Raw genomic sequence first — 25,443 nt, 5'->3', positions numbered from 1 at the left:
ACCGGCCAGCAGGGTCCCCCGGGCCTCGTTAGCAATAGCGCTGAGCGGGGCATCCTCTGCCCGGGCCTCGCACGCCGGTATTGCGAAAGTGCCGCGATAAGGTGTTCGGTGAGTGGGACGGCGCTCCCGTGGGCACCTATCTATCGGCCCGAGGCGCGGGTAGGCTCACTGCACCAATCTGATCGGAGCCGACGATGCTTTATCGAGTCCAGCCGGGCAGCGAGTTGATGTGGTCCGATACCGATGCGTCCCTGGTCGATTTGGCGCGGGAAGGCATTGACCTGGACCTGCTGGAGTGGCGCCCCGTCCAGAGCGAGCACCGCCATGCCGACGTGGTGGCCCTTGCCCTGCGCCACGGGACCAAGACCGGAACCGGGATCGTTTTCGCGGCCCAGCTTCTGAGTGAGTCCGAACGCCCGCAGAAGCTGATGCAAGATTATGAGAACCTGCGTAAGGCGTCGGGGGATCCGGCCATCCAGGCCGCCGATGCCCGCCGCGAGCAGGTCTCGCCGGGCTGGATCGAGGCGGGCAAGAAGAGCGACCAGGTCGTGTGGGAATCGGTGCGGGCGGCGGTGCTGGATGCAGAAAAGCGGGCCGCGGAGCTGATGTCCCGGCCCGTGCGCGAAGACCTGGCCGCCTGGTGGCAGAACCAAGGCGGCATCATCGCATGAGCCGGGCCGAACTCCGGGAAGCCGAGGACAGTTAGAGGGCCCGTGCCGCAGCTGCGGCACGGGGACGCTCTGCATGACGACCAGTGATCCAGCGCGAACCTCAGCGTATGGCCGTGATCGCGGCGCCGGGTCCTCACCGGTGGCGCGGCGTGGTGTGAGGTCAGGGGTGTTCGGTGTCGGTCTTGTCCGTGGGGTTGGTCCCGGTCGTGTCCTGTTCGGTGGCCCCGAGGCGGGCGCCGCGGCGGTGTTGCAGGCGCATGCGCTGGTATCGGAAGCGCTGGGCGAGGGTGGCCTTGTCCCGCATCTGGTCCTTGGGATCCAGCGGGTCTGCCCCGAGGACCGGGTCGGGGCCGGCCTGGTAGCCGGTGGCCCAGACCTGGAGGATGGCCCAGGTCACCGCGGTGTACGGTACGGCCAGGATGGCCCCGAAGATCCCGCCCACGATGGTGCCCACGGTCAAGGCCAGCAGGATCAACAGTGGGTGCAGGCTCAGGGTGCGCCCCATGATGATCGGTTGCAGGATGTTGCCCTCGATCTGATTGACGATGATGACCCAGGCGATCAGCGCCAGGGCGATGAGCGGGCCGTTGGTCACCAGAGCGACCAGGGCGGCCAGGGCCCCGGCGATGGTTGCCCCGATCACGGGGATGAAGGCGGTGACGAAGGCGATCACGGCCAGGGGCAGGGCCAGGGGCACCCGGAAGATCACCAGGAAGGCGCCGATGAGGATGCCATCGGCTAGGGCGATCGCGGCGGTGCCGCGCACGTAGCCGCCGAGGACCTCCGAGCCCCGGTCGATGGACTCGGCCAGCTTGGCCCGGCGTTCCCCCCGGGTCCAGCGCAACAAAAAGTTCCACATCGTTTCCCCGTCCTTGAGGAAGAAGAACAGGATGACGATGACCAGCACCGCCCCGGTGATGACCTGGGTGGCCGCGGAGATCCCGCTGATCGCCCCACTGGCGGCCGCCCCGCTGGACAGGAACTGCCCTACTTGGCGGGCGGCCTCGTCGATGGCGGCGGTGTCGATGGGCACCGGTCCGGCGGTGACGAACCGCTGCAGCTCCTCCCAGCCCTCCACGGCCTGGGTGGTGAGGGTGTCCCACTCGCTGCGCACGGAGAACACGATGCCGGTGAGCACCCCACCGACCAAAACCAGGATCCCCAGGAACGCGGCCAGGGTGGCCAGCAGGTCTGACCAGCCCCGGCGCTCGAGCCACTTGACGGCCGGTGCCACCGCCGCGGCCAGGATCAGCGCGACCAGCAGGGCGATCACCACCAGCGTTACCCGCAGCAACACCCAGACCACGCCCACCACGACCGCGGCGATTAGCAGCGTCTGGGCCGCCCGGGACCCGGCCCGACCCAGGGCGTCCGCCCAGACCCCGAGAACCGGGGCCACCGCGTGCGCGGCGTCGTCGTGGGCGCGCGCACCCTGGATCGCCTCGACCGGCGTGGGACGGGCCGCAGCCCCGCGGTCCGACGCGCCTTCGTCGGCAGGTCGGGCATCGGAGGAGGAAGAAGCGCCCATCGAATACTCCTGAGGGTGGGGCAGCACTCGGCGGTGCCACAGCCATCAACGGAACCTGCCCCGACAATAGGCGCCCCCCAGCACGCATGTCAGCCGTTCACACCACCGCTAATCCTCACCGCCCATACCCCTCCGGCACGACGACTCTGACCATCCACCGCCCCTCACCAACGGTATGCCTGCCCGGCTTGGTGCGGCTCTTTGGGGCCGAGCATCTACCGCCCGCAGGACATCGGGGTAGGACCGGGCCGGGCCGCTGACCGAGAACGACCCGGGCACCGTGGCATCCCCGCGCCTGGGGCAGATCAGGGTTCTGTGTTCGCGGTGCAGACCTGCAGGGCAGCCGGACGAACGGTAATCCGGGCGGCGACGATCGTGCCGAAGCTGTCCCCGTCGAGCTGCACGCGGTGGGGGACCTCGAAGCGGACCGCGAAATCCCGTCCTTGGGCATAGGCCAGGGCCTGTAGGTCTGGGGCCAGCACCAGCATGGCCCGGCCGAACCGGGACCGGTGGGCCACCCCCTGGAGCGCCAGGCGGGTGCCGATCCGGGCCCACCCGAACCGGCCCTTGGGGCGCAGGATGACCATGTCCAGAACCCCGTCGTCCACCTTGGCGGCCGGCAACAAGAGCATGCTGCCGGTGAGCGTGCCACAGTTGCCCACGATGATCGTGTGCGCCCGGGCAGAGCGCACGCCCCCGCCATCGACCCGGAACCGCAACTGGAACAACCGATTACGGAGGATCGACTTCGCGATCGGATCCACATAGGCCAACCAGCCCAGGCGTCGCTTGGCCACCGCGCTGGTGTCCGCCGCCATCTGGGCATCCAGCCCAATCCCGGCCATGACCAAAAACACCCGACTGCTGCGGTGCCCGGCCTCGTCCTCCAGCTCGGCAACCCCCACATCGACCCGACGGCCCACCCCGCCGAATGCCGCCCGAACCGAGGCGTCAATATCCCCCCGCGGCAGCCCCAGGTTCCGAGCCAACAGGTTCCCGGTGCCCGCCGCCAGCAACGCCAGCGGCGTTCCACTACCGTGCAAGACCTCGGCGACCGTTCGTACGGTCCCGTCCCCGCCGACGACGATGACCACCGCTGGCTCGCCCGCCAGGGCTTGTTGTGCTGCGCTCCGCCCGGAGTCCTCCCGACTCGTCCGGTACCACCGAGACCGGCCCCAACCATGACGGTGCTCCTGGATTTCGACGGCCCCCCGCACCCGGTCCAGCGGAAGCCTGCCGACCGGATTGTAAACGATCGCGGCATGAACGGCGGCGGCCCCGGGTGATCCCATGAAGGAAGCGTAGTCCCGAGAACTCAAGCTCCAGCCCCTCCCCCCGACCCGTTAGATGGGGCGGGCCCGGATGCCCGTGGGTCAGCGTCGCGGTGATGATCGCGGCGGGGCGTCAGGTCACGAATAACCGTGTCGAACAGGCCGTAACCAGGAAACGGTGCGCAAACACGGCACGGGTAGCTCGATGTGAACGCCTGAGACACCGCTGGTGCAGGCGTCCAGACTCACGGTCGGACCCGGCCGATCAGAACCGGCGCTAGACGTCATGCTCGGAGGCGGGGCCGCCCTCGTTCTCCCAGTTCTCCAATCGGTTCATCTTGGCGCGGGTCAACCGGTGCCGCACGCCATAACCGGACTGGTCATCCTCGGGGATGAACACGACTCCGCAGTCTTCCAGAGCCCGTTGCAGCCGCATTTTCTCTCCGATCGCCAGATCGGCACTACCCCGCTCGAACGCCTGTAACCGTCCAGGGTCAAGCCCGGCGCGGTCGGCCACATAGGCCCCGGAGACTTGGGCCAGTGCCCTGGCCGCCAAGGCCAGGTCCGCGGTCATGAGGAACTCGGAACTATGCATGCCCCCAGTGTGCTCACGCCAGGTCCCAGATGCACCAGTCCAGCCCCGCGCTCCGGCCCTCGGCCTCGCCGCAGCCGCCACGGAACAACTGGCACGGTAACACCGCATTAAGGATTTGATCGCACAATGGCGGTCTTCTTTGGTCGCCTGTTGGCGGCGCTGTCCACGCGTGCCAGCCTGCCCGTTAGAGGAACCTCCACCGGTCCCGCGAGGAACTAAGAAGCCTTTCGCCAGGACCGTCCCAGCGAGGGATCCCGTTTCGGAACGGTTGGTGGTGGCGATGCAAGGGGTGGTGCTTTGAGTTGCCGGGGCACGCTGAGATCCATGTTTGGCAGTGCGGTGAGTTCCTCGGCTACCCCTACGAAAATGACGAACCCACGGGGCGTCGGCGGGAGTGGTTCAGTAGCAAAGAGGCGGCCCGCGTGCGCGATAGACCGCGATCAGGCGGTGACGGCCCGACGGGCCTCGAGGGCCTGCTGGAGGGATGCGACGCAGAGGTCGCCGTGGACGGCGGCACCCGTGGTGACGCCGGCCGCGGCCGAGCCGACCATCATCGCCATGAGCTGGTTGGCATTGCCGGCGGCCCAGACTCCCGGGATCGCTGTCATCCCGCGTGGGTCGGCGGGGACCTGTCGGCCGAAAGGTGTCGTCTCGATGGTGCCCCCGAGTTGCTCGTACAGCTCGGTGCGGGCCTCGAAACGCGGGGCGATGACGGCGGCGTCGGCTGCGAAGGTGCTGCCGTCCTCCAGTTCCACCGCGCGCACCTGGGAGCCCTCGAGCACCAGGCGTTCGATCCGGCCCCGCACGGCCTCGATCCCAAGCGCCGCCAGCTGGTCTCGTTGTTCCTCGGTGGGCTCCGGCGCCTCGTGCAGGAACACGGTGACCCGGTCGCTGAGCTGGCGGAACAGCATGGCCTGGTGGATGGCCACCTCGTCCCGCGCGAGGATGGCGATCTGCTGGTCCCGGACTTCCCAGCCGTGGCAGAACGGGCAGTGCAAGACGGTGTGACCCCAGCCCTCGCGGACCCCGGGGATGTCCGGGAGGTCGTCGACCAGCCCGGTCGCGAGGATGACCCGGCGCGCGCGGACCAGGCAGGCCCCGTCATCGACTTCTACGGTGAAGTCATCGACTGCACCCGAGATCCCGGTCGCTCGTCCCGGAACGATCCGCACACCGTAGGCCTCGGCCTCCGTACGGGCTCGAGCGAGCAACTCCCCCGGCGCGATGCCCTCGTGCCCGAGCAGGTTGTGGGCTCCCGCGGCGGGGGCGTTACGAGGCTCGCCAGCATCGACCACGACGACGGAGCGACACGACCGGGCCAGCGCGACGGCGGCCGCAAGCCCCGCGGGACCGCCGCCCAGGACGACCACCTCCGCCTCCAGGTCCTCGGCCGCCGCGTCGGACCGGCCGTTCTGAGATCTGCTCTCCTGGGCCCGTACACGGAGCGGTTCTCGGGCCGCATGCCCGGTGGGGGCATTGGACGTCGACGGGCGCGTCGCGATCCACACCGCGCGGCCGGAGCGCAGGGTGATCTCCGACGTCCCATCCTTGAGGGCACCCAGGGCCCCGTCGAGCCCCTCGATGTCCGTGCTGGTCAGCTGCGGGGTAAGCCGCTCCCTTTGGGACTGCACCCTCCGCTGCAGGTACCGGGCGCCCTCATCCGTCTCTGCGTGGACGACGAACTCGTGGTCGCGGCGGTTCACCGCGCAGAACCCGGCCTCGTTCAAGAGCCGGTCCCAGTCCGCCATCGCGTGCGGGGCGCGCTGTGCCAGGGCGCGCGCCAGCCCCTCACGGTCGGTGCCGAGATCTGTGGGTTCGAACCCCTCCTCACCGGTGAGCTCCGTCAGGACGAGTACCCCGCCGGGCCGCAGCGCGGTGAACACGCGCCGCAGCACGGCGGCGGGGTTGCTGACGTGATGCAGGGACAGCGCCGCCCAGGCCAGGTCCACGTCCTGTGGGAGTTCCGCCGGCCAGCCCCCGTCCAAATCCACTCGGTGCCCGTGGATCCGGTCCGCCAGTCCGGCCTCGGTCGCCGCACCCGCGAGACGGTCCAGAAGCTCCGGGGCGACGTCCAGGGCGTGCACCTGGGCGGTGGGGAACCGGCCGGCCAGTGCCACGGCGTCTGCACCGGCGCCGGAACCTAGGTCGAGAACGACGGCCGGGTCTGCGTCGAGGGCACCGGCGACACGGTCGAGGACGGCATCACGCAGCGGGGCGTTCAGCCGGGTTTCGAGCTCGAGGTACTCGGCGAAACCGTCGGGGAGCTCGTGCCAAGCCTCGTGGCCGAAAGGGTCGTGGTGATGAGCAGTCATGGCATCCACATTACGGCCGTCTCCCACAATACGAATACACTCTTGCGTATGACGCAAGAATCGGCAGAGTCCATCGTCCGGCAGCGCATCCGTGGGTTGCGCCTAGCGCGCGGATGGACCTTGGACACGCTCGCGGCCCGCTGTTTCCTGTCCCCGTCCACGCTCAGCCGCATCGAGACCGGTCACCAGAGGATCGCGCTTGAGCAACTCGTGGCCATTGCCAAGGCGCTCGGCACCTCCCTCGATCAGCTGGTGGAGCCGGAGGGGGACGAGGACGTGGTGATTCGCCCGGAGCCCGAATCCATGGGCGGTGCGACGTTCTGGCTGCTCTCGCGGGAACGCGACCGGCGGGGGGTCACGATCGCCAAGATGCGCCTGGCCGCCGACCATGAGGTGCACGAGCCCCGCGTGCACCCCGGTTACGAGTGGTTCACGGTGCTCAGCGGCACCATCCGGCTCCAGCTCGGCACGCGGACCATCCTGGTCCACCCGGGTCAGGCTGTGGAGTTCTCCACCATGACCCCGCACCTACTCCAGGCGCATCACGGACCCGTCGAGCTGTTGACCATCTTCGACCAGGACGGCGAGAAGGCGCACTTACCGGGCCATCGTCACCACTGACGGGGCCGACGGTCCGCTGCGGGAGCGGCCCTCGCTCGGCGCCGCGAGTCGGTCTGCCGGGCACAGCGCTGAAGACCACCGGATCGGCGGGCACACCCGGGCAGATAGTCCCGAAGCCTGCCGCAAGGGGATCGGTCAACGGCGCACCCGATAGCGCAGGTGAAGCACCCGGTGGCCCTGAAGCATCACGTCGGGATCCTCCAACAGGTGGTGCCCCTGGACCGACCCGAAGTAGGGCTTGCCGGACCCGAACACGACGGGTACGACGTCCATGCGCACCTCGTCGACCAGGCCCGCGGCAAGCACCTGGCCGCCGACGTCGCCGGCGGCGACCTCGACGATGCGGTCACCGGCGAGTCCCTGCGCGGTGGCCACGCCTGCCTCGATGCCGTCGACGAATTGGAATGGGGCCTCGGGGTCCCAGCCCTCGGGCCTGCCCCGGTGGGTCACGACGACGACGTGGTCCACCCCGGCCGGAGGCGTCCCGTCCCAGCCGTCCGTGATGTCGAAGACGTGGCGGCCGGCGATGGTCACCCCGATCTGGTCCCAGTACGGCCGGGTGTAGTCGTAGGACGTCTGCGACACCGTCAACACGCCACTCTCGTCCAACGGCACGTCACCGCTGGTCAACCAGTCGAACAGCGGTCCGGGCTGGTCGTTCTCGTCCGCGATGAAGCCGTCCACCGACACCGCGGCGTACATGACCACTTTGCCCACCGGGCGCTCCTCTGCTTCGGGGTGCCCCCAAGGTAGCGTGTCGTGAGCCGTCGCTCTAGTAGGACATCAATCGGGTGGCAGCGGCCAGCCGTCCAGCACGTGGCCAGCCGCGCCCAGGACGAAATCGAGCCACCATCGTGGGGCCGCGGTCCGGTTTGACCGTCTCGCTGGGGATCCGCTTGCGGCGCACTACCAAGGTCCATGCGACGCTCCGGCAAGCGAGTGCCGTGCAGCGGCGGCTACCGTGGCCGCATGAGCTTGCAGGAGTTGATGGAGCTGGAGCATCAGGGCTGGCAATCGCTGTGCAATAGCACCGGAGCCGACTTCTACGGCCGACTGATGACAGACAACAGCGTTATGGTCCTGGCCCACGGTCAGGTGTTCAGTCGACAGGACGTCGTCGAATCACTCAACGAAGCACCACCATGGCGTTCCTACGACATCGATGAGGAACGACTAATCCCACTCGGAGACTCCGCCGCCGTGCTCGTCTACCGCGGTACCGCCTACCGTGACGGCACAGCACCGGCATTCGTTGCTCTGATGGCAAGCGTGTACGTCCGTCAAGGCAACGGGTGGGCTCTCGCCTCGTACCAGCAGACTCCGATCCCAAGCTGAACACCACACCGCTGAGGGATCCACCATCGGACACTTGGGCCCAGTCAATCCACGCGGATATATATGTGTGGGCCTCTTCTTAACTCCGACTGTGAGGCTCGAGCCCGTGGTTCAACTCTGTCCATAGGCGGTCTCGCTCGGCGCCGGTGACGAGCGTCGCGTCGAAGTCGACTTCCTCATCGACCGCCGGATCCCACGTAGAGAAGTGTCCGTGGCGTAGTTCCTCCACCGCATACCATTCGGGGCCGTAGTCTTCTTCGCAGTACTCGTGCCGGCCGTCCACCCAATGCACCTGGGTCCACATCTGTTCCTGCTTATCCCAGAAGAACGGCAGCGAACGCATGGGCATCACAGAGGTCGTCACCCATCCGCGGACCTCACCGTCCAGCGACAGCTGCCACACCGCCTCACGAAACATGTTCAGTTTCGGATCCTGCGGCCAGTCCGTTTCGTCCAAGCCAAACCACTTATCGAGCCATCCCATCGTCCCGTTGTAGCCCATGCAGTGGGACGTGCAGCATCAGCGACATAGCGTCCGTCTGAGGATCGGCGAGCTCAATCGGTCGTTGCAACACCCCCCCCCCACTGATGAGGTGTTGCGCGTGTTGTCGAAGAAGGAACGGATTGCCAAGGAGGGGAGTTTCTGGGTGTTGATGGCCCAGGGTTCCTGATGTTCGCCTGGATGGATCGCGGTGCTCGTTCAGCCGATCCAAGTGCAGGGTCATCAGTCAGGATCCTAAGACGCTGGCGTAGTGGGGTTGCCAGTGATCGGTGTAGGTATGGGCGCCACCGGGCGTGGTGACGGTCAGCGTCTGGACATCGTCGTCGTGGTGAGCCATGCGCAGGGCCATGTTCCCGGCGACGTATTCCAGGGTGAAGACCTGTTCGGGGTCATACGGCCCGCCGCCCCACGCCTCGGGGGTGATGGTTACCAGCAGATCTCCGGGGGTGGGGGACTCGACGGCGGAGACGTAGGCGAACGGCTCGAACGGGGCGCAGGCCCGCAGCCCTGCCGGGGTGCTGGCGTCCCCGCATTCCCCCGAGTACGTCTCACCGGTCGTTTCCAGGAACTGGTCGTACTTCTCACCGGCCCAGATGCCGCTGACCATCGGATCCACGTTGCCCTGAGGCCTGAGCGCGGGAACCGTCGCCGTAGCGGTGGCCACCGGGCTGCTGGAATGCGTGGTGTTCGCCCCGCTGGGGCCGGGTGCAGTGTTCGCCGTACACCCGGTCAGGACAGCCGCCGAGCACGCCAGGCCCGCGACCCCACGGATAGTTGATTTCATCAGGACCCCCTCTGACCTCTGATGACAGTGTCGAGGCTACGGGATCGGCGGAAAACTGAGGAAACGGTTCCATGGGTTTGGCGGACACCTTTCAGTTACTTCAGTCCGTTGGGTCTGCCCCTATAAACTGGTAGAGGGACGTGTTGAGATGAGACGAGTGGCTGGTCAAGGTCATCGACCAAATTGGCTCAGTGTTTGTGCCGGCGGATTTCCGAGTGCGCGGTCCTCGGCGCGCAACAGGCCAATGGCATCGTCATCCAGGAACGCGGGAACGCGGGAACCCGGCCCGGCAGCGCCTCCGTGCGCCACACCGTGCGCGGAAATCTCGCATTAGACGAGAGTTCCCGTCGCGGGCTTGCAGGGTCGCACTAGCTCCTGCGATTCGCTCCGCCGCTGTGAGCGACATAGGGCTGCGTGCTGACATGGGCGGACCCTGGAATGACAGACGGAGACGAGTCATCTCATCTGGTTCTACTGGTCCCACTCTGAGGCCGATAACCATTCTTTCGTTAAGCGTGGCCGGGCACCCGGTCACGCTCAAGACCTACTCATCCGGCATTCCCGGAATTACGTTCCCTGCCCCAACGAGGGTGGCTGAGACATGGCTTGGGGCGGACCGGCTGTGCCCATTGCGTGTACCGGTATGGCGGTCGAGAAAGCGGCTCAGCCAACAATGGGAGTCGCGGTTACGCGTGCACCGGCGTTCCCCGGGGCGGGTGGCAGGTTCCCCCCGCCCCGGTCGATGACGCCCGCCTTTACTGGGATTGAGCAGGACTAGTAGGCCGAACACTCCCGGCACGGAGAAGATCTGGCAGGCCAGGCCTGTCCGACGGCTTTCGATGACTGGTGATTGTGCCCGGGGAGGGCGTTAGGTCAGCCGGACGCTCCTGCCGCTGGGCTCAGCCGATGGCGATCGCGTCCAGGTCCTCTCCGATGACGAGTTCGCCGGAGAAACCGGTCGCGGCCTTCTGCCATTCTTCGACCGGCCAGTTGCCCGGCACCAGGTGATTGAGCACCAGCTTCTTCACCCCGGCCTGTTCGGCGATCGAACCGATGTCCTCGATGGTGGTGTGCGCACCGATCAGGTGCTGGTACTCCGCCTCGGCTGCGGCATCGCGCGGCTCGGGGTGGCGCTGGGCGACCCACTGCGCGGCGATGGCCTCGTGCACCAGGATGTCCGAGCCCTTTGCCAGCTCCACGAGGTTCTCGCTCGGACCGGTGTCCCCGGAGAAGGTGACCGAACCGGAGTCCGTGTCGAAGCGGAAGCCGAAGGCCGGGAAGACGGGGGCGTGCTGAACCAGGGTGGCCGTGACCTTGACCCGGTCGTCCTCGAACACCTCGATCGGGCGCATGCGCGGGTGCGGGTCCCCGTTGGGGTCATCGATCAGGCCGGCGGGCAGTTCGATGTCCCGGCCCACGAAGAAGTCCCGCGGCGGCGGGTATCCCGAGTCGACGATTCGGTCGTTGAAGTCGGTCGCGAAGGTCTTGATCATGGCCTCGATCGTCTCCCGGGTGCCCGGCGTGGGGCTCTTCGGGTTCACGACCTGGTCGGCGGGGATGCTCTCACCCTTGTAGTTCACCGGCAGGGCTCCACGGTCACCCGGTCCGTAGATCTCCAGGACCCGGTCCGGGATGGCGACCCCGTTCTGCAGGCCGGTGCCGACCAGGTTGTAGAGGTCGGAGATGTGGTCCGAGTGCAGGTGGGTGAGGAACACGGCGACCAGGGCATCCAGCGGGCCGCGCATGTCCTTGTCCCAGGTGCCCAGCCGGGCCTTCTTGATCTGCTTGCCGACCCCGTCCCCGGCGTCCACGAGGTAGTACTTGTCGCCCACCACGACCGCCGAGGCCACGCCCTCCCGGTGGGAGTCGTTCCACCACGGCGGGCCACCGCTGGTGCCCAGCAGTACCAGGCGGTTCGTCGCATCGGTGGTCAGGGGCGCACGCCCGGCGCCTGCGGTGACCGAGGGGGTGGCACTGGCCGACCCGGCCGCGCCCTCCGTCGCTCCCGTGGCCTGCGGCTCATCCCCGCCCGGCGTGCACGCGGTGATCACCGGTGCCAGGCCGAGGGCTGAGGCCAGGCCGAGGGCTCGACGGCGTGAGACCCTCTGCGAAGAAGCAGTGTCAGGGCGGGGTTCAGGCATGGAAACACCTCAAAGCGTGGGGCACGGGTCATGGATTGATCACCCAGTATGGCCCCGGGCTGACGCGGGGAGGGGCGCCGTGCGCACTGTTTCCCATACTTAATTACGGCCCATTGAGCTGTCTGGAATATCGGTACTAGTGAGTCTCAGATGTCCGGGGCTCGGACAGAGTTCGGAAACGCGAGGCGGCCACCGGGGGCATAGGCCCCCCCACCTCAATCCAAGACTCAGCACACCGCCTGGTGCGCCAAGACTGCGAACTCAAAGTCCGGATTTGAGATCGCATCAACCGTCCGACGTTCGGGCAGTCGCGTATCTGCCTCGGATGGGTGCGACGTGCTACTCCGCGATCTCGTCCGGGTGTGCAGCGTACGCCTCCGTCAGCGCCGCGAACCCCGCCTCGGGGTGCATCGCGGCCGCCGTCTCCCACGTCCTCCGGACCGCGGGCAACAGCGTGCTGATGACACCGGCCCCGGCCAGGGCCTCATCCGCCAGGTCGAGGTCCTTGAGGAACTTCTCCAGCCCCGCGCCGTCTGGCTGGACATTCCCGCGCACCGAATCGGTGAACTGCAACTCCAACCGCTTCGAGGCGGCCCACCCGCCCATCAGCGCTTCCAGCGTTACCTCGGGATCGACGCCCAACGTCCGCACGAGAGCGGCGGCCTCCGCCGCGGCCACCGAGTGCGCCGCCACGAGCAACTGATTGACGAGCTTGACCGAGACCCCGGTGCCCGGACCACCCACGTGCACGATCCGCGCGCACATCGCCTCCAGGTACAGCCGGGCCACCGCCACCGCCTCGTCCGTGCCCCCGCACATCGTCACGAGCGTCCCCGCGGCGGCGCCGGCGGGCCCGCCGGAGACCGGCGCGTCCACGAAGTGGATCCCGCGCGCGGCCAGCGCGGCGGCGACTTCTCGGGCCGTCGCAGGGTCCACCGTCGCGTGCTCGATCACCACCTCGGCGCGCAGACTAGAGGCGGCGCCGTCGTCGTCGAGGAAGACCTCCCTCACCGCCGCCGCGTCCCGCAGACAACTGACCAGCACCGGCCGGGCCAGCACCTCCTCCAGCGTGCCCGTCGCGAACCCGGCGTCCTGCAGCTCGCGCGCCCGCTCGGGGCGGCGCGCCCAGACGAGCACACCGTGCCCGGCCTGCTGCAAGCGGGCGGCCATGGGCTCGCCCATCGCCCCGGCGCCGATGAACCCGATGCTGCTCATGCGTGCTCCCTCGTCTGGCCGGTCTGCTGCGGCTGCCTCACCTGCGGGGACCCGTCCGGCACGGCGACCAGGAAGTCCAGGTCGCAGCCCTCATGCGGTTGCAGGGCGTGCTGGGCCTGCAGTCGGGCGAACCCGCGGGCCGGCAGCGGCGGCGGGGCCACCGGTTCCCGCGCGGTGAACTCCTCCGCAGGGACGCAATGGTTCAACTCGCCGGCCTCGGCGTCGATCACCACCTCGTCCCCGGTGCGCAGCCGCGCCAGCGGCCCGCCGACCGCGGACTCGGGGCTGACGTGCAGCACCACGGACCCGGTCGAGGTCCCGCTCATCCGCGCGTCCGAGATCCGCACCATGTCCCGCACGCCCTGGCGGTGCAGCCTGGCCGGGATGGGCAGGTGCCCGACCTCCGGCATCCCCGGCGCCCCGACCATCCCGAGCCCGCGCAGCACCAGGACCGAGTCGGCGTCGATGTCCAGGTCCGGGTCGTCGATCCTCGCGTGCAGGTCCTCCAGCCCGTCGAACACCACCACCCGGGCCCGGTGCCGTGCCGGTGCCCCGGCGGCCAGCTTCATGACGCAGCCCTCCGGGGCCAGGGACCCGCGCATCAGCCGCAGCGCGCCCCGCGGCGCCACCGGGTACTGCACGCTCCGCAGCGCCGGATGGTCGTCCGCCGGGGGAGTGCCCGCGAGGACCTCACCCCACGGGCGCCCGCCCGCGCCACGCGCCTCGAGGTGGATCCGCTCGCCCAGCCGGCGCAGCACCTCCACCACGCCACCGGCTTGGTCCAAGTGCTCCAGCAGGTAGCGCCCGCCGGGCCTCACGTCGGCCAGCACCGGGGTGGTGCGCGACCACTCGTCCAGCCGCTCCTGCCCGATCCGCAGCCCGGCCCGCCCGGCGATCGCCTCCAGGTGGATCACCGCATTGGTGGACCCGCCCATCGCCGTGATCGCCCGGAACGCGTTCTCCAGGGACTGCAGCGTCACCAGCTCACCGGGCACCTCCCCGCGCCCGACGGCGGCCACGATCGCCTCCCCGGTGTCCCGCGCCACCGCGCGGCGGGCCTGGCTCACCGCCGCCGGCAGGGTCGACCCCGGCAGGGCGAAGCCGAGCACCTCGGCGACCGCCGCCATCGTGGTCGCCGTGCCCATCACGTTGCAGGTCCCCACACCCACGTTGACCGAGCCCTCGAGTCTCTCCCAGGCGCCGTCGTCGAGCGCGCCCACCCGGCGCTGTTCGCACAGGGGCCAGACGTCGTCCACGGTGAACTCGGGATTGTCCTGGAAGCAGGACACGGGGCGCGGGCCCGCCGCGACGACCAGGGCGGGCAGACCGGCGCTGAGGGCGCCCATGATCTGGGCGGGAATGGTCTTGTCGCACCCGCCGAGCAGGACGACGCCGTCGATGGGGGAGGCGCGCACCATCTCCTCGACGTCCATGGACAGCAGGTTGCGCAGGTACATGCTCGAGGGCCGGGAGAACGGCTCGGAGATCGAGATGGTGGGGAACTCCAGGGGCAGCCCGCCGGCCGCCCGGACCCCGGCCTTGACCTCCTCGGCCAGCGACGACAGTCCCGCGTTGCAGGGGTTGAGTTCGCTGGCAGTGGTGGCGATGCCGATCACGGGGGAGCGGCGCACGTCCTCGGCGCTGAACCCCTCACCGCGCAGGAACGCCCGGTGCAGCAGGCCGTCCTGGCCCGGGCCGCGGAACAGCGCACCGCCGGCGCGGTGGATTCCCTCCTGTGACATGCAGGTCCTCCTGGGGGTCGATCTGGGGGTCGATCTGGGGGGCTCGATCCCGATGGGGACAGTGAACCACGCCGGGCCGCGGTGCGGGGCGGGTCTTCCGTGTCAGCGGTCCGGCACCCCCATCAGCGGCCGAGGTCCTCGAGATAGGTGTTGAGCCCGCGGGCGTGCTCGACCATGGCGGCCCGCACCGGGGCGACGGCCACCCCCTCGGTCGAGGCGTCCATCAGCACGGCATGGCGGCCGGCCGGCGTGGCGATGCACGAGTAGCCGGTGAACCCCTCACCGGCGTGGTTCGCGTAGGCGATGTAGAGACCGTTCTCCAGCGCCCGCGAGGGGACCTGGAGGGTGGACGTGAGCGTCGCCGAGTACCGGTCCTCCGGAGCCGGGGCCTCACCGTCTAACGGAAGCGGACCGGGGTCGTCGAGGACCGGGACCGCGGTGGGCACCAGCAGGACCTGGACGCCGTGCCGCGCCTGCGCCCGGGCGAACTCGGGGAACTCGACGTCGTAGCAGATCCCCAGCCCCCAGCGGAGCCCGCGCCAGTCCACCGGCAGGCCGTAGTCATCACCCGGGGCGAAGTACTGCCGCTCGGTCGCCCCGTAGAGGTGGCGCTTGCGCACCCGGCCGATCTCACCGTCGTCGGGATCGAAGAAGGAGGCGGAGATGTGGGACCGGCCCCCGGCGGTGTCCACCGTGGAGGCGACGAGCCCGACGCCCGCCCGGCTGGCGACCCGGACCAGGCGGCCCCGGATCTGCTCGGCATCGTGGGTCCACGCCGTGGCGGGGTCGTATCCGGTGGCGAACAGCTCGGGAGTGACCACCACGTCCGCGCCCTGCGCGGCGGCCTCACCGACCCAGCGCTCCAGGACCGCGAGGTTCCGGTCCACCTCGCCGGGACCGGCCGCGGCCTGGACGATGCCCACCCTCATCTGACGTTGCGACATCTCGGACCTCCCTGGACGGACGCGGACCCCGGCCCGCGCTGGCTCTTGACACCTCCAGTGTGAGCGCTAACACTTTCATAACCAAATGCCATTGGATAATCCAAGCCCCGGCCCCCAGGAGCTGCCATGAACTCCCGCCGCCACGAATTCCCCCACCGGGAGGACGCCCTCGCCTGGGCGCCCCCACGCCTCACCGCCACGGCGGAGCTGACCGACGTCGGGATGCCCGCCCACGTGGCGGACGAACTCGAACGCAGGATGGCCGCCGTGGCCCACGAGGAGGCCACCGGCGAGGACTCGCGCCGGCCCCTGTCCGCACGGGAGCTGACGGGGTACGTCCTGACGACCGTGGCCATCTGCCTCCTCGGCCTGCTGGTGGTGATCGCGTGAGCGAGACGGGTGAGGCGGGCGAGGCGCGCGCGACCCGTCACCATAGGGAATCGGCGGAGCAGGAACTGGACCGGGAGTCCTCCTACGGCACCTTCCCCCTGCTGAAGCACGAGCGGACCTGGTCCGGCTGGGACTTCACGTGGGTGAACACCGCGCTGGCCATCGCCACCTGGGCCTTCCTCGTGGGCGGATCCACCGCACTGCTGGTCGGCTTCCAGCAGGGGGTGGCCGCCATGATCATCGGCAACGCCATCGGCCTGTGCTTCATGGTGCTGGCCTCCGTGGTCGCCTCGCAGCGCTACGGCAGTGAGCAGTACACGCTGCTCCGGGGCGCCTTCGGCGTGGTGGGGGTGGGCATCCTCGTCTTCACCGTCATCCTCGTCACGGAGATGGGCTGGTCCGCGCTGCTGGCCATCATGGCCGGCCGGGCCGCCTCGCAGGTGGCCTCCACCGTCAGCGGGGTCGAGCTCGACCAGTACGGTCCGGCCGTGGTGGTCGGTGCGCTCCTGGCCATCCTCCTGGCCTGGTTCGTGCTGTCCCGCGGTCCCGTGACGATCGGGAAGTTCAACAAGTGGATCGCCCCCGGCCTGGCCGTGATCACCGTGGTCATGTTCGGGTTCCTGGTGGTCAACACCTCGTGGGGCGCGTTGCTGGACGCGGCCCCGCTGGCGCCCTTCGACGACGCGACCCTGAACTTCATGGTGGCCGTCGAGTTCAACGTGGGCGTGGGGGTCTCCTGGTACCCCGTCATGGGATCACTGGCCCGGATGACCGTCTCCCGCAAGGCCGCCGTGTGGCCGGCGTACGGCGGACTACTGGTGGCGACCCTCATCGCCCAGATGGTGGGCATGGGCGCCGCTCTGACGCTGGGCGACTCGGACCCGACCCTGTGGATGGTTCCCTTCGGCGGGCCCGTTCTCGGCGTCGCGGTGCTCGTCTTCATCGCCTTCGCGAATATCACCTCGATGTCCTCGATCATCTACTCCACGATCCTCGCCATCCGCCAGTCCTCCGGCCGGCTCCTGGCGCGCATCCCCTGGACCGTGCTGACGGCGTCGTTCTTCGTCCTCCCGGCGATCCTGTCCTTCTTCCCCCAGTTCATGTACGAGCAGTTCATGGTCTTCGTGTCCGTCTCCGGAGCCTTCCTGACGGCCGTGTGCGGCGTGGCCGTGGCGGACTACTTCTTCCTGCGCCGCCAGCGCATGGACCTGCGCGAGCTGCACCTGGCCCAGCACGGTCAGCTGTACGCCTACCCCGGTGGGGTGAACGGGGCCGGCATGCTCGGGCTGGTGGCCGGGGCCGCGTTCTACCTGTGGCTCTACAACCCGATCACCCTGGACACGCAGCCGGTCTTCTCGGTGATCACCGCCTCCTTCCCGGCGGCGCTGGTGGCGGCCGTCGTCTACCTGCTGGCCACAGCCCTCATCCACCGCGGCCGCCGGCTCAGCCCCGAGCCCGTGGCGGTGCCGGTCACGACTGGCACCACATCCACCGCACCCACGCAGGCGAAGGAAGGCCGCGCATGACCACCACGATCGACACGCTGACGGCTCGCGCGGCGGTGCACGCAGGGTCCGGGCAGGAGATGACGCTGCACCAGGTGGAGGTCGCCGTCCCCGGGCCGGGACAGGTCCGCGTGCGGCTGCGGGCCTCCGGGGTCTGCGGTTCGGACCGGCACGTGCTGGACGGCGACTGGACGCTTCCCTCGCCCACCATCATGGGCCACGAGGGTGCCGGCGTCGTGGAGTCCGTGGGCCCCGGCGTGACGGAGCTGCAGGCGGGTGATCACGTGGTCCTCACCTGGTTCTACCCCTGCCTGTCCTGCTCCGCGTGCCGTGAGGGACGGTCCTGGGTCTGCACGGGGTCGCGCTCGGAGGAATGCCTCCTGCCCGACGGCACGACCCCGCTGTCCATGGACGGCCAGGCCGTCTACCCCTACCTCGCCGTCGGCTCCATGGCCGAGTACGCGGTCGTGCCGGTGCAGGCCGCGGTGCGGATCCCCGCGGACGTCCCCTTCGACGTCGCCGCACTCATCGGCTGCTCGGTCGCCACCGGCGTGGGCGCCGTCGTGAACGACGCCGAGGTCAAGCCGGGCCGCTCGGCCGTGGTCATCGGCAGTGGAGGGGTGGGCCTGTGCATCGTCATGGGACTGAGACTGGCCGGCGCCGAGCCGATCATCGCCGTCGACGTCAACGACGCGTCCCTCGAGCTGGCCCAGGGGTTCGGGGCCACCCACGCCATCAACTCCTCCGGCAGGACCACCGAGGACGTCGCCCGGGAGATCAGGGAGCTCACCGACGGCGGAGCGGACTACGCGTTCGAGGCCATCGGCCGGGTGGAGACCATCCAGCAGATGCCGCCCTTCCTCACCCGGGGCGGAACCGCGGTGGTCGTCGGGTTGCCGCCCCAGGACCGACCGGTGGCCCTGGACCTGCTGGCCTTCGCCGAGAACGGCCAACGCCTGCTGGGCTCCAACTACGGGAGCACCGTCCCCGCGCGGGACTTCCCCCTGCTGGCCCGGCTGTACCGGTCCGGCCGGCTGCCGATCGACCAGCTGATCACCCGTCGCCGGCCCCTCGACGAGGTGAACGAGGCGTTCGAGGACATGCGTGCCGGCGCTCGCGGCCGGACGGTGGTGCTCCATGAGTGACCGCCGGCGGCACCACCGCGCCGGCCCGGGCCCGCGCGGCTGAGTGCCATACTCCTGTCATGGCGCGCCCCCTGCAGAAGATCCTGTCCCGCGAGCGCATCGTCCGGACCGCCCTGGAGATGCTGCGCCGCGGGCGGGAGTTCACGATCCCGGCCCTGGCCGCGGAACTGAAGGTGCACCCCTCCTCCCTCTATCACCACATCCCCGGTGGCCGGGACGAGATCGTGGACCTGATGCGCGCCGAGCTGTACGCGGGGATCGACCTCGAGTCCCTGTCAGACCATGGGATGCCGTGGGAGCAGCGCCTGCGCGGCTGGGCCTACGCCTATCGGCAGGCCACGGCCGGGGCGCCCTGGCTGCTCCCGGTCGTGGTGGGCCAGCCGGTGGACGATCGGCCAACGCAGGCCATCTACGAGGTCCTGTTCGCCCTGCTCGAGGAGGCGGGGCTGCCGGAGGACGAGTGGATGGCGGCGGCCACCATGCTCGACGTCATCGTCCTGGGGTCCGCCCTGGACGCCTCGTCACCGGTTCCGCTCTGGCAGAACGTCGCACCGGAGTTCACCCGGCTGACGGGCCCCGTGGCGAGCCGTGACACCGAGACGCGCAAGCTGGACGGGTTCGCCATGGCCGTGGATGCGGCGCTGGCCTGGATCGGGCAGCGCAGTACTCGGGGCGCGGCGCAGCCGGCCAGCGGTCCCGCCCGATAGCGCGCGGCTCGGGGGCGCGGGCTCCGGGCGGGACCTGACCCCGCTCAGCGTGCGGACTCGATGACCTCCCCGTCCTCGGTCAGCACGGTCGTGGACTCCGCGGCCCGGTCCACCGATCGGCGGGTCAGGTGCTCGTCCTTGCACTCGAAGTCCCCGTACATCTCCAGCTGGTCGCTGTAGTGCTCGTCCCGGGTGCCGTCCGGGGCGATGAACCCGCTCTGGCCCGGAGGGGCCACGGTGCACATCTCGGCGTCGCGCCCGTCCAGGTGCACCATGTTGTTCTCCGTGCCGCGGTTCATGTAATTCAGTGCCGTGAACCGCTCGTCCTCACCGGCCTGGTCCACGCCGATGAAGTTCTGATGGCTGAACGTGTGCTGGGCCATGGGCGCCTCCCAGTCCGCCGGATCGCTCCCGTGCTCGGCCTCGAGCTGGTCGATCGCCTCCAGGTAGGTGGCGGCCAGCACGCTCGGGCCGTGCTCGCCGTCGAACAGGTCCACGTGCTGCTCCACGCCGGCCTTGCGCCCCAGCAGGGCGTTGTAGACCAGCTTGGTGCCGTTGGCCGGCCGGGCGACGCCCGCCTCGGGATAGATGTTCTGGGCGTACTGCCGATAGACATCCTCGGGCAGGTCGTCGGCCAGGACCTCCTCGAAGAGCCGCGGCAGCCAGGCGCGCATGATCGCCGGCTGCGGATCGTCGTAGAGGCCGTCGCCGTCGTCGTCCCGGGCCTGGCCGTCCCAGTCCAGGACCAGGTCGATCAGCTCGCGCTCCTGGCTGCGCGGGTGGTACGTCTTCGCGGCCTTCTCCAGGGAGGGGCGCAGGTAGCGGATGTTCAGGTCCGCGAAGCTGGTGGTCTCGATGATGTCCCAGGACTCCTCGGGCGTGAATCTCCGCTGGGACTCGAGCTCGGCGATGATCTCCTGGACCCGGTCCACGGGAGACCAGTTGCCACTGTCACCCACGGCACCCGGGCCGGCCTGGTTGTTCCAGTTGGCGATGTACCCCTGCTTGGGGTTGTAGGTCTGCGGGTTCTCCGAGAAGTCCCGGATGCCCTCCCACTCCATGGAGCCGTCACCGGTGGCGGGCACCCGGGCATCCTGACCCTCGGGGCGCTTCGGCATCCGGCCGGGGGAGACGTAGCCGATGTTGCCCCGCCGGTCCGCGTAGTACCAGTTGATGCTGATGCCCATCTTCTGGGCTTCGTCCAGGAAGTCGTCCCAGTCGTGGGCCTTGGTGACGTCCACCCACGCCATGAGCGACTGCACCTCGGTACCGGTCCAGGACCGCTTCTTCGCGTACGCCGAGTTGTTCTCCGTGTCGATGCTCGTCACGGTGCCGTGCACGGTCGAGTAGACGGTGTGGGTCACCGGCTCGCCGTCCTTGACCTCGATGGTCTCCTGCCGCTGTTCCATCTGCCGCCACTGGCCCTGGTACCGGTACTGCGTGGGGTCCTTGGGGTTCAGCTGTTCCTGGTAGACGTCGTTGACGTCCAGCGGCCCGGCCGTGGCACCCCACGAGGTCTTCTTGTTGGTGCCGAAGATGACCGCCGGGTAGGCGAAGGGGGTGTTCCCGGTGACGTCGTACCCCGCGCCGTGCAGGCCGATGCCGTACACGTAGGAGGGGTTGAACCAGCCGAACTGCGGGCCGTTGACCAGCGTGGAGCCGCCACCCCGGGTCTTCTTCTCCCCCGTGATCCACAGGTTCGAGGCCTCCGGCCGGTCACCGGGAGCCGAACCCCCGCCGTTGGCGCGCATCCGCTCCACGCCGTCGTCGCTCAGGTTCGTGTCGATGGGGGACAGGCCCGACGCCGTCGCGCTCACCGGTGCCGCCGCCTCGCGTGCCTGCCCGCTGGGTAGGTGCTTCGGCGCCCGGGTGTCCTTGCGTGGCTGGGTGGTGGGCGCGGTGGGGTCCTCGGTCCACAGGATCTGGTCGAACAGCTCCCGGCCCTTCTCCTCGCCGTGCTCGTCGATCAGGGACTGCAGGGTCTGCAGGTTCGCGACCTCACCGGTCGAGTCGGAGAAGCGGTTGGCCATGGTGCCGATCCAGATCATCGCGACGTCGTACGCGGTCCACTCCTGCGGGGTGAAACCGTGGTCGGAGAACTGCTTGGGCAGCAGGGTGCCGGGGTCCGCCTCGACCTGGCGCAGGTGCCGGTTCATGCCCTCGGCGTAACCGGCCAGCACGTCCATGTGCTCTTTCGGCAGGTCCTCGAGCTGGGCGCGGATGGCGGCCGGATCGAAGGTGGCGCGGGTGCGGCGGTCGATCTCCACGTAGTCCGGTCCCAGCACCTCGGCCGAGGTGCCGAGCACGGCCCGGCGGGCCATCTCCATCTGGAACAACCGGTCCTGGGCCACCACGTATCCGTAGCCGTAGAACAGGTCGAAGGTGGTGTCCGCGTAGACGTGGGGGACACCGTACTGGTCCCGCTTGATGGTGACGTCCTCGGACGGGTGCTGGACCTCGCCCGCGGTGGCGGCCGAGGCCACAGGGGCAGCGGTGGTGCCGGCGCCGGTGCCGGTCGTGGCCGCGGCCGGCGCGAGCGCGGCCAGGGACAGGGTCAGGGTGAGCGCCACACCAGCGGTGCGCTTGACGTTGTTCATGCGTGAGTACCTCACTCGAGTGCCTATAGCGGGTGATCGCGCTCCCGGCAGCTGGTGGATGCCGGGCCCCCTCGGCTCGGATGCGAGCCCCCTGCGATCGCGTGGCTGACTGACCGTTCGGTCAGTGATCCACGTCACAGGAAAGTATCAGTGGTCACCGGAGCGGTCAATCACATGACGCCATGGGGTGGGGTGGGCGCGCCTGGTGGACGGTGGGCGCATCCTCGTGGCGCGCCGCGGTCGCGGCTGTCCGCTGAGGGGCCGGTGGGACTCCTGGAGCGGCGCGGCGCCGTCATGGGGGCGTGCGGGCTTCCCCGAGTCCTGGGGCTGCGGGCTGCGGTGGTGATGACTGGAGGGTGCCCGTGGCCCTCAGGCGGCCAGGGAGTGCGCGGTGGCGTCCTCGAGGAACTCGGGGGCCTCGGGCACGTGATAGAACCCGTCCAGGACGTCCATGAAGTGGGTCATGAACTCGTGGAAGTCCTCGGCCTCCTGGTCCTGCCGCAGCATCTGCGCGTCGTCGCCGGCAGAAGCGCCGAGGGAGATGCGCGCGGTGTCCTCGACCTCGAAGCCCGTGCGGAAACCGGTGACGGTCTCCACGCGGTACCCGGTGCCGGTGTCCGCCAGGGTGGCCACGTTCGAGAGGTCGATGCTGGAGACCGGGCCGGCCGCACGGGCCGTCACGCGGGGCTCGTCGCCACCGGCCTGTGGCGGGCGCGTCAACTCGACCGGGACGAGCACGAGCTCGAGGGGCGTGTGGCGGTATCCGACCATCAGGGCCGCGCCGGGGGTGCAGGACTCCGCGTAGACCACGCTGTAGTCCCCGTGATTGATCACCTGAGTCTCGAACAGCTCATGGAGCGCTCGCGTGACATCGTTCCCGTTCATGATGCACCAGCTTAGCCGATGTTGTGACCGCCATCACAATCGTGACGAGGGGTGATGGCGAGAGGTGGTGAGATCGGTCCCATGCCGGGCCTCCCTCGTCGGGCGCGGGCCCCTTCCGCGTCGTGGGCCCCGGGGCAGCTCCCCGTAGGTGGCAGCGAGCTCGCCCCCGGTCGTGGGCATTATGGGAGTAGACTCCGCCCGCATGCGTGCGGGCGGCCCGCGACCTGCTGATCGATGAAAGAAGGCGCTGTGCGATTCCTCGCTCCCCGCGACCGGCCGGGTGCTGCTCGCGCAGCGGACGGTGTGGCTCCGGCCCGTGCTGCGCAGTCGCGGCGCACCCTGGGGACCGTCCCGGTCCTGCTGGCCGTGATCGCCGTGTTCGTGGCGGCCATCAACCTGCGCGCCGGCATCGCCTCCCTGGGGCCCGTCCTCGGCGATGTCCTGGACGCCTTCGACGCCGCCGGCTGGCTGGCCGGAGTGGTGACGGCCATCCCGGGACTGTTCTTCGCCCTGATGGGCCTGGCCGCCGTTCCGCTGGCGCGACGGCTGGGGTTGAGCACCGCCCTGACGGCCGGCATGGTCCTGACGCTGATCGGACTGGCGGTGCGCCCCTGGGTGGGGCAGATCTGGGTGTTCATCGTCCTCACCGCGTTCGTGGTGGCGGGCATCGCCCTGGCCAACGTGCTCCTGCCGGCCTGGATCAAGAACCACGGCCGGCACCGCACGGTGGTGCTGATGACGGTCTACACCGGGGTCCTGGGGGTCTCAGGCGCCATCGGCCCGCTGAGCGCCCTGTTCTTCCACGGCGAGGACGCCTGGCGGTGGGCCCTGTTCGTCTGGGCCTCGTTCGCGGCCGTGCAGGTGGTCGTGTGGGTGATCATCTCGGCGCGCACCGGCTTCGACTTCCCCTCGGTCAGCGTGAGCGGGGCCGAACCGGGCGGGTCATTGTGGAAGGCCCCGACGGCGGTGTTCCTCATGGCGTTCTTCGGCCTGCAGTCGATGAACGCCTATGTGCAGATGGGCTGGCTGCCGCAGATCTACATCGACAGTGGGGCCCCGGCCTCCGTGGGAGCCGTCGCCCTTGCGCTGATCGGCGCACTGAACATCGTGGGCGGCCTGGTCATGCCCTTCCTCATCAGCCGGGTGCACAACCTGACCCTGTTCCCCGTCCTGTTCTCCGCCCTCTCGGCCACGGGGTACCTCGGGCTGTACGTCGCTGCGGACCTGATGCCCCTGCTGTGGGCGCTGTTGCTGGGCCTGGGCGGGTTCTGCTTCCCCACCGCCCTGGCACTGATCGCCGCCCGCAGTCGCACCGCGCTGGTCACGGCCCGGTTGTCCGGGTTCGTCCAGCCGTTCGGGTATTTCGTGGCCGCCGCCGGCCCGCTGCTGGTCGGCATCGTCTACGACGTCACCGGCCAGTGGTCGGCCATCCTGCTGGCCCTGGTCGCCGGGACCGTGGCCATGGCCATCGCCGGATTCCGTGCCAGCCGCCCGGGGTACATCGACGACGAACTCGCGGCCCCCACCCCCTAGGGGAGGCGTCCCGGCCGCGGCCCCGGAACGAAGGTCACACCGGTTCGCGTGCGGCGTCGATGAAGATGTCCGCTAGGTTCGAGAGTCGGCCCTGACGAGGCGAGACCCGGTTCATCGGGGCCGGAACAGACCAGTTCATCATCGAGAGAGGACCCAGTGTGATCGGATTTATCGTGGCAGGACTTGTCATCGGCGCCCTTGCCCGCCTGATCAAGCCCGGCAAGCAGAACCTCGGCCTGGTGGCCACCCTGCTGTTGGGGCTGGCGGGTTCGGTGATCGGCGGTGTGGTGGCCAACCTGTTGGGCACGGGGGACATCTTCGAGCTCAACGTCCTGGGCTTCGTGGTGGCCGTGATCGCCGCGGTGCTGTTGATCGGCGTCGCGGAGACCCTGGTGGGGCGCAACCGCACGCACACCCGCTGACCGCTGCCCGCGCTCGCCGGTCCGCCGGTGGGCGCGGGCGTGCAGCACGCGTCGGGGAGCGCATTAGGTCCCTGACGATTTGTGCCGTACGGTGGTACCAGAAGTAGTAGTAGCAGTAAGTCCGTCACATTTGCGGACCGGGAAGCCCCTCGGGGCCGAACGGGGCGTCGAGAAGCGGTTCGCAACATGCCGCTTCGCCCCCGCTGGAACCTTCAGTGGGTTACACCCCGAATAGAAAAGAGGCCACCATGGCCACCGGTACCGTCAAGTGGTTCAACGCTGAGAAGGGCTTCGGCTTCATCTCCCCGGACGACAACTCCGCTGACATCTTCGTTCACTTCTCCGCCATCGAGGGCTCCGGCTTCAAGGAGCTGCAGGAGGACCAGAAGGTCGAGTTCGAGGCGACCCAGGGCGCCAAGGGCATGCAGGCCTCCTCGGTCCGCCCGCTCTGATCTAGTCAGACGCACGAAGCGGCCGCTCTCCCCATCGGGAGGGCGGCCGCTTTGCTGTGCCCGGAAACCGGGCCGCGCGGTGCGCCCGCGCGCAGCCGCCGTCTCTCGGAGATCGCTGGTGCCTCGTGACCGGATCGGTACGCAAT

General features: G+C 69.3%; 23 protein-coding genes. 10 read left to right on the top strand and 13 right to left on the bottom strand.

The window, feature by feature from the left end; all coding sequences use genetic code 11:
• Positions 1–194 precede the first annotated feature (194 nt).
• Positions 195–671: a hypothetical protein gene (locus GGQ69_RS11790; protein WP_183528771.1), complete on the top strand. Its 477-nt coding sequence runs from the start codon at positions 195–197 to the stop codon at positions 669–671.
• A 160-nt stretch (positions 672–831) separates the two neighbouring features.
• Here the strand turns inward: GGQ69_RS11790 and GGQ69_RS11785 are convergent, their stop codons facing one another.
• The 4 genes from GGQ69_RS11785 to GGQ69_RS11770 all read right to left on the bottom strand — a co-directional run bounded on the left by GGQ69_RS11785 (position 832) and on the right by GGQ69_RS11770 (position 6,377).
• Positions 832–2,199 (bottom strand): AI-2E family transporter, encoded by a 1,368-nt coding sequence (locus tag GGQ69_RS11785; protein WP_183528769.1) that lies wholly within the window; start codon positions 2,197–2,199, stop codon positions 832–834.
• Between the two features lie 305 nt (positions 2,200–2,504).
• Positions 2,505–3,491 carry a diacylglycerol kinase family protein gene (locus GGQ69_RS11780; protein WP_183528766.1) on the bottom strand — a complete coding sequence of 329 codons (987 nt, stop codon included), beginning with the start codon at positions 3,489–3,491 and terminating at the stop codon, positions 2,505–2,507.
• 256 nt (positions 3,492–3,747) lie between these two features.
• Complete coding sequence (locus GGQ69_RS11775) at positions 3,748–4,065, bottom strand: hypothetical protein (protein ID WP_183528764.1); 318 nt, start codon at positions 4,063–4,065, stop codon at positions 3,748–3,750.
• 440 nt (positions 4,066–4,505) lie between these two features.
• On the bottom strand, positions 4,506–6,377 hold the full coding sequence (locus tag GGQ69_RS11770) for an FAD-dependent oxidoreductase (protein ID WP_183528762.1): 1,872 nt from the start codon (positions 6,375–6,377) through the stop codon (positions 4,506–4,508).
• 48 nt (positions 6,378–6,425) lie between these two features.
• On the opposite strand from GGQ69_RS11770, the gene GGQ69_RS11765 reads away from it, so the two are divergent.
• Complete coding sequence (locus tag GGQ69_RS11765; protein WP_183528760.1) at positions 6,426–6,998, top strand: helix-turn-helix domain-containing protein; 573 nt, start codon at positions 6,426–6,428, stop codon at positions 6,996–6,998.
• A gap of 135 nt (positions 6,999–7,133) precedes the next feature.
• On the opposite strand, the gene GGQ69_RS11760 is transcribed toward GGQ69_RS11765, so the two are convergent.
• The gene (locus GGQ69_RS11760) at positions 7,134–7,715 is read right to left on the bottom strand and encodes a dihydrofolate reductase family protein (protein ID WP_183528758.1); all 582 of its coding nucleotides are present in this window, start codon (positions 7,713–7,715) and stop codon (positions 7,134–7,136) included.
• 252 nt (positions 7,716–7,967) lie between these two features.
• On the opposite strand from GGQ69_RS11760, the gene GGQ69_RS11755 reads away from it, so the two are divergent.
• Positions 7,968–8,333: a nuclear transport factor 2 family protein gene (locus GGQ69_RS11755; protein ID WP_183528756.1), complete on the top strand. Its 366-nt coding sequence runs from the start codon at positions 7,968–7,970 to the stop codon at positions 8,331–8,333.
• Between the two features lie 79 nt (positions 8,334–8,412).
• On the opposite strand, the gene GGQ69_RS11750 is transcribed toward GGQ69_RS11755, so the two are convergent.
• From GGQ69_RS11750 to GGQ69_RS11725, 6 genes are all read right to left on the bottom strand, one after another.
• Positions 8,413–8,817, bottom strand: coding sequence for a hypothetical protein (locus tag GGQ69_RS11750; RefSeq protein ID WP_183528754.1), 405 nt, complete (start codon positions 8,815–8,817; stop codon positions 8,413–8,415).
• A 244-nt stretch (positions 8,818–9,061) separates the two neighbouring features.
• A complete protein-coding gene (locus tag GGQ69_RS11745) occupies positions 9,062–9,442 on the bottom strand; it encodes a hypothetical protein (RefSeq protein WP_183528752.1) in 381 nt (126 codons plus the stop codon).
• Positions 9,443–10,518: 1,076 nt separating this feature from the next.
• The gene (locus tag GGQ69_RS11740) at positions 10,519–11,760 is read right to left on the bottom strand and encodes an MBL fold metallo-hydrolase (RefSeq protein WP_255459684.1); all 1,242 of its coding nucleotides are present in this window, start codon (positions 11,758–11,760) and stop codon (positions 10,519–10,521) included.
• A gap of 339 nt (positions 11,761–12,099) precedes the next feature.
• Complete coding sequence (locus tag GGQ69_RS11735; RefSeq protein ID WP_183528750.1) at positions 12,100–12,975, bottom strand: NAD(P)-dependent oxidoreductase; 876 nt, start codon at positions 12,973–12,975, stop codon at positions 12,100–12,102.
• A complete protein-coding gene (locus GGQ69_RS11730) occupies positions 12,972–14,717 on the bottom strand; it encodes a dihydroxy-acid dehydratase (protein ID WP_183528748.1) in 1,746 nt (581 codons plus the stop codon). The genes GGQ69_RS11735 and GGQ69_RS11730 overlap by 4 nt, the downstream gene beginning before the upstream one ends.
• Before the next feature lie 122 nt (positions 14,718–14,839).
• Entirely contained in the window at positions 14,840–15,661 is an 822-nt protein-coding gene (locus GGQ69_RS11725; protein WP_183528746.1) for a nitrilase-related carbon-nitrogen hydrolase, read from the bottom strand.
• Positions 15,662–15,787: 126 nt separating this feature from the next.
• Here GGQ69_RS11725 and GGQ69_RS11720 point away from each other — a divergent pair, with 126 nt between their 5' ends.
• From GGQ69_RS11720 to GGQ69_RS11705, 4 genes are read left to right on the top strand one after another with little or no spacing between them, the layout of a single operon-like run.
• Positions 15,788–16,051 (top strand): hypothetical protein, encoded by a 264-nt coding sequence (locus GGQ69_RS11720; RefSeq protein ID WP_183528744.1) that lies wholly within the window; start codon positions 15,788–15,790, stop codon positions 16,049–16,051.
• Positions 16,048–17,577 (top strand): cytosine permease, encoded by a 1,530-nt coding sequence (locus GGQ69_RS11715; protein ID WP_370577171.1) that lies wholly within the window; start codon positions 16,048–16,050, stop codon positions 17,575–17,577. The genes GGQ69_RS11720 and GGQ69_RS11715 overlap by 4 nt, the downstream gene beginning before the upstream one ends.
• Positions 17,574–18,701, top strand: coding sequence for an alcohol dehydrogenase catalytic domain-containing protein (locus GGQ69_RS11710; protein WP_183528742.1), 1,128 nt, complete (start codon positions 17,574–17,576; stop codon positions 18,699–18,701). Before GGQ69_RS11715 ends, GGQ69_RS11710 begins: the two co-directional genes overlap by 4 nt.
• Positions 18,702–18,760: 59 nt before the next feature.
• Entirely contained in the window at positions 18,761–19,408 is a 648-nt protein-coding gene (locus tag GGQ69_RS11705) for a TetR/AcrR family transcriptional regulator C-terminal domain-containing protein (protein WP_183528740.1), read from the top strand.
• Between the two features lie 44 nt (positions 19,409–19,452).
• Here GGQ69_RS11705 and GGQ69_RS11700 read toward each other — a convergent pair whose 3' ends face one another.
• Together GGQ69_RS11700 and GGQ69_RS11695 are read right to left on the bottom strand one after the other, a co-directional pair.
• Positions 19,453–22,005, bottom strand: a complete 2,553-nt coding sequence (locus GGQ69_RS11700) for a penicillin acylase family protein (protein ID WP_183528738.1) — start codon at positions 22,003–22,005, stop codon at positions 19,453–19,455.
• A gap of 369 nt (positions 22,006–22,374) precedes the next feature.
• Complete coding sequence (locus GGQ69_RS11695) at positions 22,375–22,890, bottom strand: hypothetical protein (protein ID WP_183528736.1); 516 nt, start codon at positions 22,888–22,890, stop codon at positions 22,375–22,377.
• Between the two features lie 303 nt (positions 22,891–23,193).
• Between GGQ69_RS11695 and GGQ69_RS11690 the strand changes: the two genes are divergently transcribed.
• The 3 genes from GGQ69_RS11690 to GGQ69_RS11680 all read left to right on the top strand — a co-directional run bounded on the left by GGQ69_RS11690 (position 23,194) and on the right by GGQ69_RS11680 (position 25,297).
• Positions 23,194–24,423, top strand: coding sequence for an MFS transporter (locus GGQ69_RS11690; RefSeq protein WP_370577170.1), 1,230 nt, complete (start codon positions 23,194–23,196; stop codon positions 24,421–24,423).
• 173 nt (positions 24,424–24,596) lie between these two features.
• Positions 24,597–24,845, top strand: coding sequence for a GlsB/YeaQ/YmgE family stress response membrane protein (locus GGQ69_RS11685; RefSeq protein WP_370577169.1), 249 nt, complete (start codon positions 24,597–24,599; stop codon positions 24,843–24,845).
• A 248-nt stretch (positions 24,846–25,093) separates the two neighbouring features.
• A complete protein-coding gene (locus GGQ69_RS11680) occupies positions 25,094–25,297 on the top strand; it encodes a cold-shock protein (RefSeq protein ID WP_010145090.1) in 204 nt (67 codons plus the stop codon).
• Positions 25,298–25,443: the final 146 nt, after the last annotated feature.

The organism is Micrococcus sp. TA1 (assembly GCF_014199555.1).
Lineage (GTDB): Bacteria > Actinomycetota > Actinomycetes > Actinomycetales > Micrococcaceae > Citricoccus.
This window is presented reverse-complemented; position numbering and strand designations above follow the sequence as displayed.

Excerpts from the sequence above, each read along its gene's own strand:
- GGQ69_RS11750 (WP_183528754.1), bottom strand. The coding sequence starts at position 8,817 with ATGGGATGGCTCGATAAGTGGTTTGGCTTGGACGAAACGGACTGGCCG.
- GGQ69_RS11700 (WP_183528738.1), bottom strand. The coding sequence starts at position 22,005 with ATGAACAACGTCAAGCGCACCGCTGGTGTGGCGCTCACCCTGACCCTG.
- GGQ69_RS11745 (WP_183528752.1), bottom strand. The coding sequence starts at position 9,442 with ATGGTCAGCGGCATCTGGGCCGGTGAGAAGTACGACCAGTTCCTGGAA.
- GGQ69_RS11705 (WP_183528740.1), top strand. The coding sequence starts at position 18,761 with ATGGCGCGCCCCCTGCAGAAGATCCTGTCCCGCGAGCGCATCGTCCGG.
- GGQ69_RS11695 (WP_183528736.1), bottom strand. The coding sequence starts at position 22,890 with ATGAACGGGAACGATGTCACGCGAGCGCTCCATGAGCTGTTCGAGACT.
- GGQ69_RS11790 (WP_183528771.1), top strand. The coding sequence starts at position 195 with ATGCTTTATCGAGTCCAGCCGGGCAGCGAGTTGATGTGGTCCGATACC.
- GGQ69_RS11755 (WP_183528756.1), top strand. The coding sequence starts at position 7,968 with ATGAGCTTGCAGGAGTTGATGGAGCTGGAGCATCAGGGCTGGCAATCG.
- GGQ69_RS11735 (WP_183528750.1), bottom strand. The coding sequence starts at position 12,975 with ATGAGCAGCATCGGGTTCATCGGCGCCGGGGCGATGGGCGAGCCCATG.
- GGQ69_RS11720 (WP_183528744.1), top strand. The coding sequence starts at position 15,788 with ATGAACTCCCGCCGCCACGAATTCCCCCACCGGGAGGACGCCCTCGCC.
- GGQ69_RS11740 (WP_255459684.1), bottom strand. The coding sequence starts at position 11,760 with ATGCCTGAACCCCGCCCTGACACTGCTTCTTCGCAGAGGGTCTCACGC.
- GGQ69_RS11785 (WP_183528769.1), bottom strand. The coding sequence starts at position 2,199 with ATGGGCGCTTCTTCCTCCTCCGATGCCCGACCTGCCGACGAAGGCGCG.
- GGQ69_RS11770 (WP_183528762.1), bottom strand. The coding sequence starts at position 6,377 with ATGACTGCTCATCACCACGACCCTTTCGGCCACGAGGCTTGGCACGAG.
- GGQ69_RS11680 (WP_010145090.1), top strand. The coding sequence starts at position 25,094 with ATGGCCACCGGTACCGTCAAGTGGTTCAACGCTGAGAAGGGCTTCGGC.
- GGQ69_RS11730 (WP_183528748.1), bottom strand. The coding sequence starts at position 14,717 with ATGTCACAGGAGGGAATCCACCGCGCCGGCGGTGCGCTGTTCCGCGGC.
- GGQ69_RS11765 (WP_183528760.1), top strand. The coding sequence starts at position 6,426 with ATGACGCAAGAATCGGCAGAGTCCATCGTCCGGCAGCGCATCCGTGGG.
- GGQ69_RS11725 (WP_183528746.1), bottom strand. The coding sequence starts at position 15,661 with ATGTCGCAACGTCAGATGAGGGTGGGCATCGTCCAGGCCGCGGCCGGT.
- GGQ69_RS11780 (WP_183528766.1), bottom strand. The coding sequence starts at position 3,491 with ATGGGATCACCCGGGGCCGCCGCCGTTCATGCCGCGATCGTTTACAAT.
- GGQ69_RS11775 (WP_183528764.1), bottom strand. The coding sequence starts at position 4,065 with ATGCATAGTTCCGAGTTCCTCATGACCGCGGACCTGGCCTTGGCGGCC.
- GGQ69_RS11710 (WP_183528742.1), top strand. The coding sequence starts at position 17,574 with ATGACCACCACGATCGACACGCTGACGGCTCGCGCGGCGGTGCACGCA.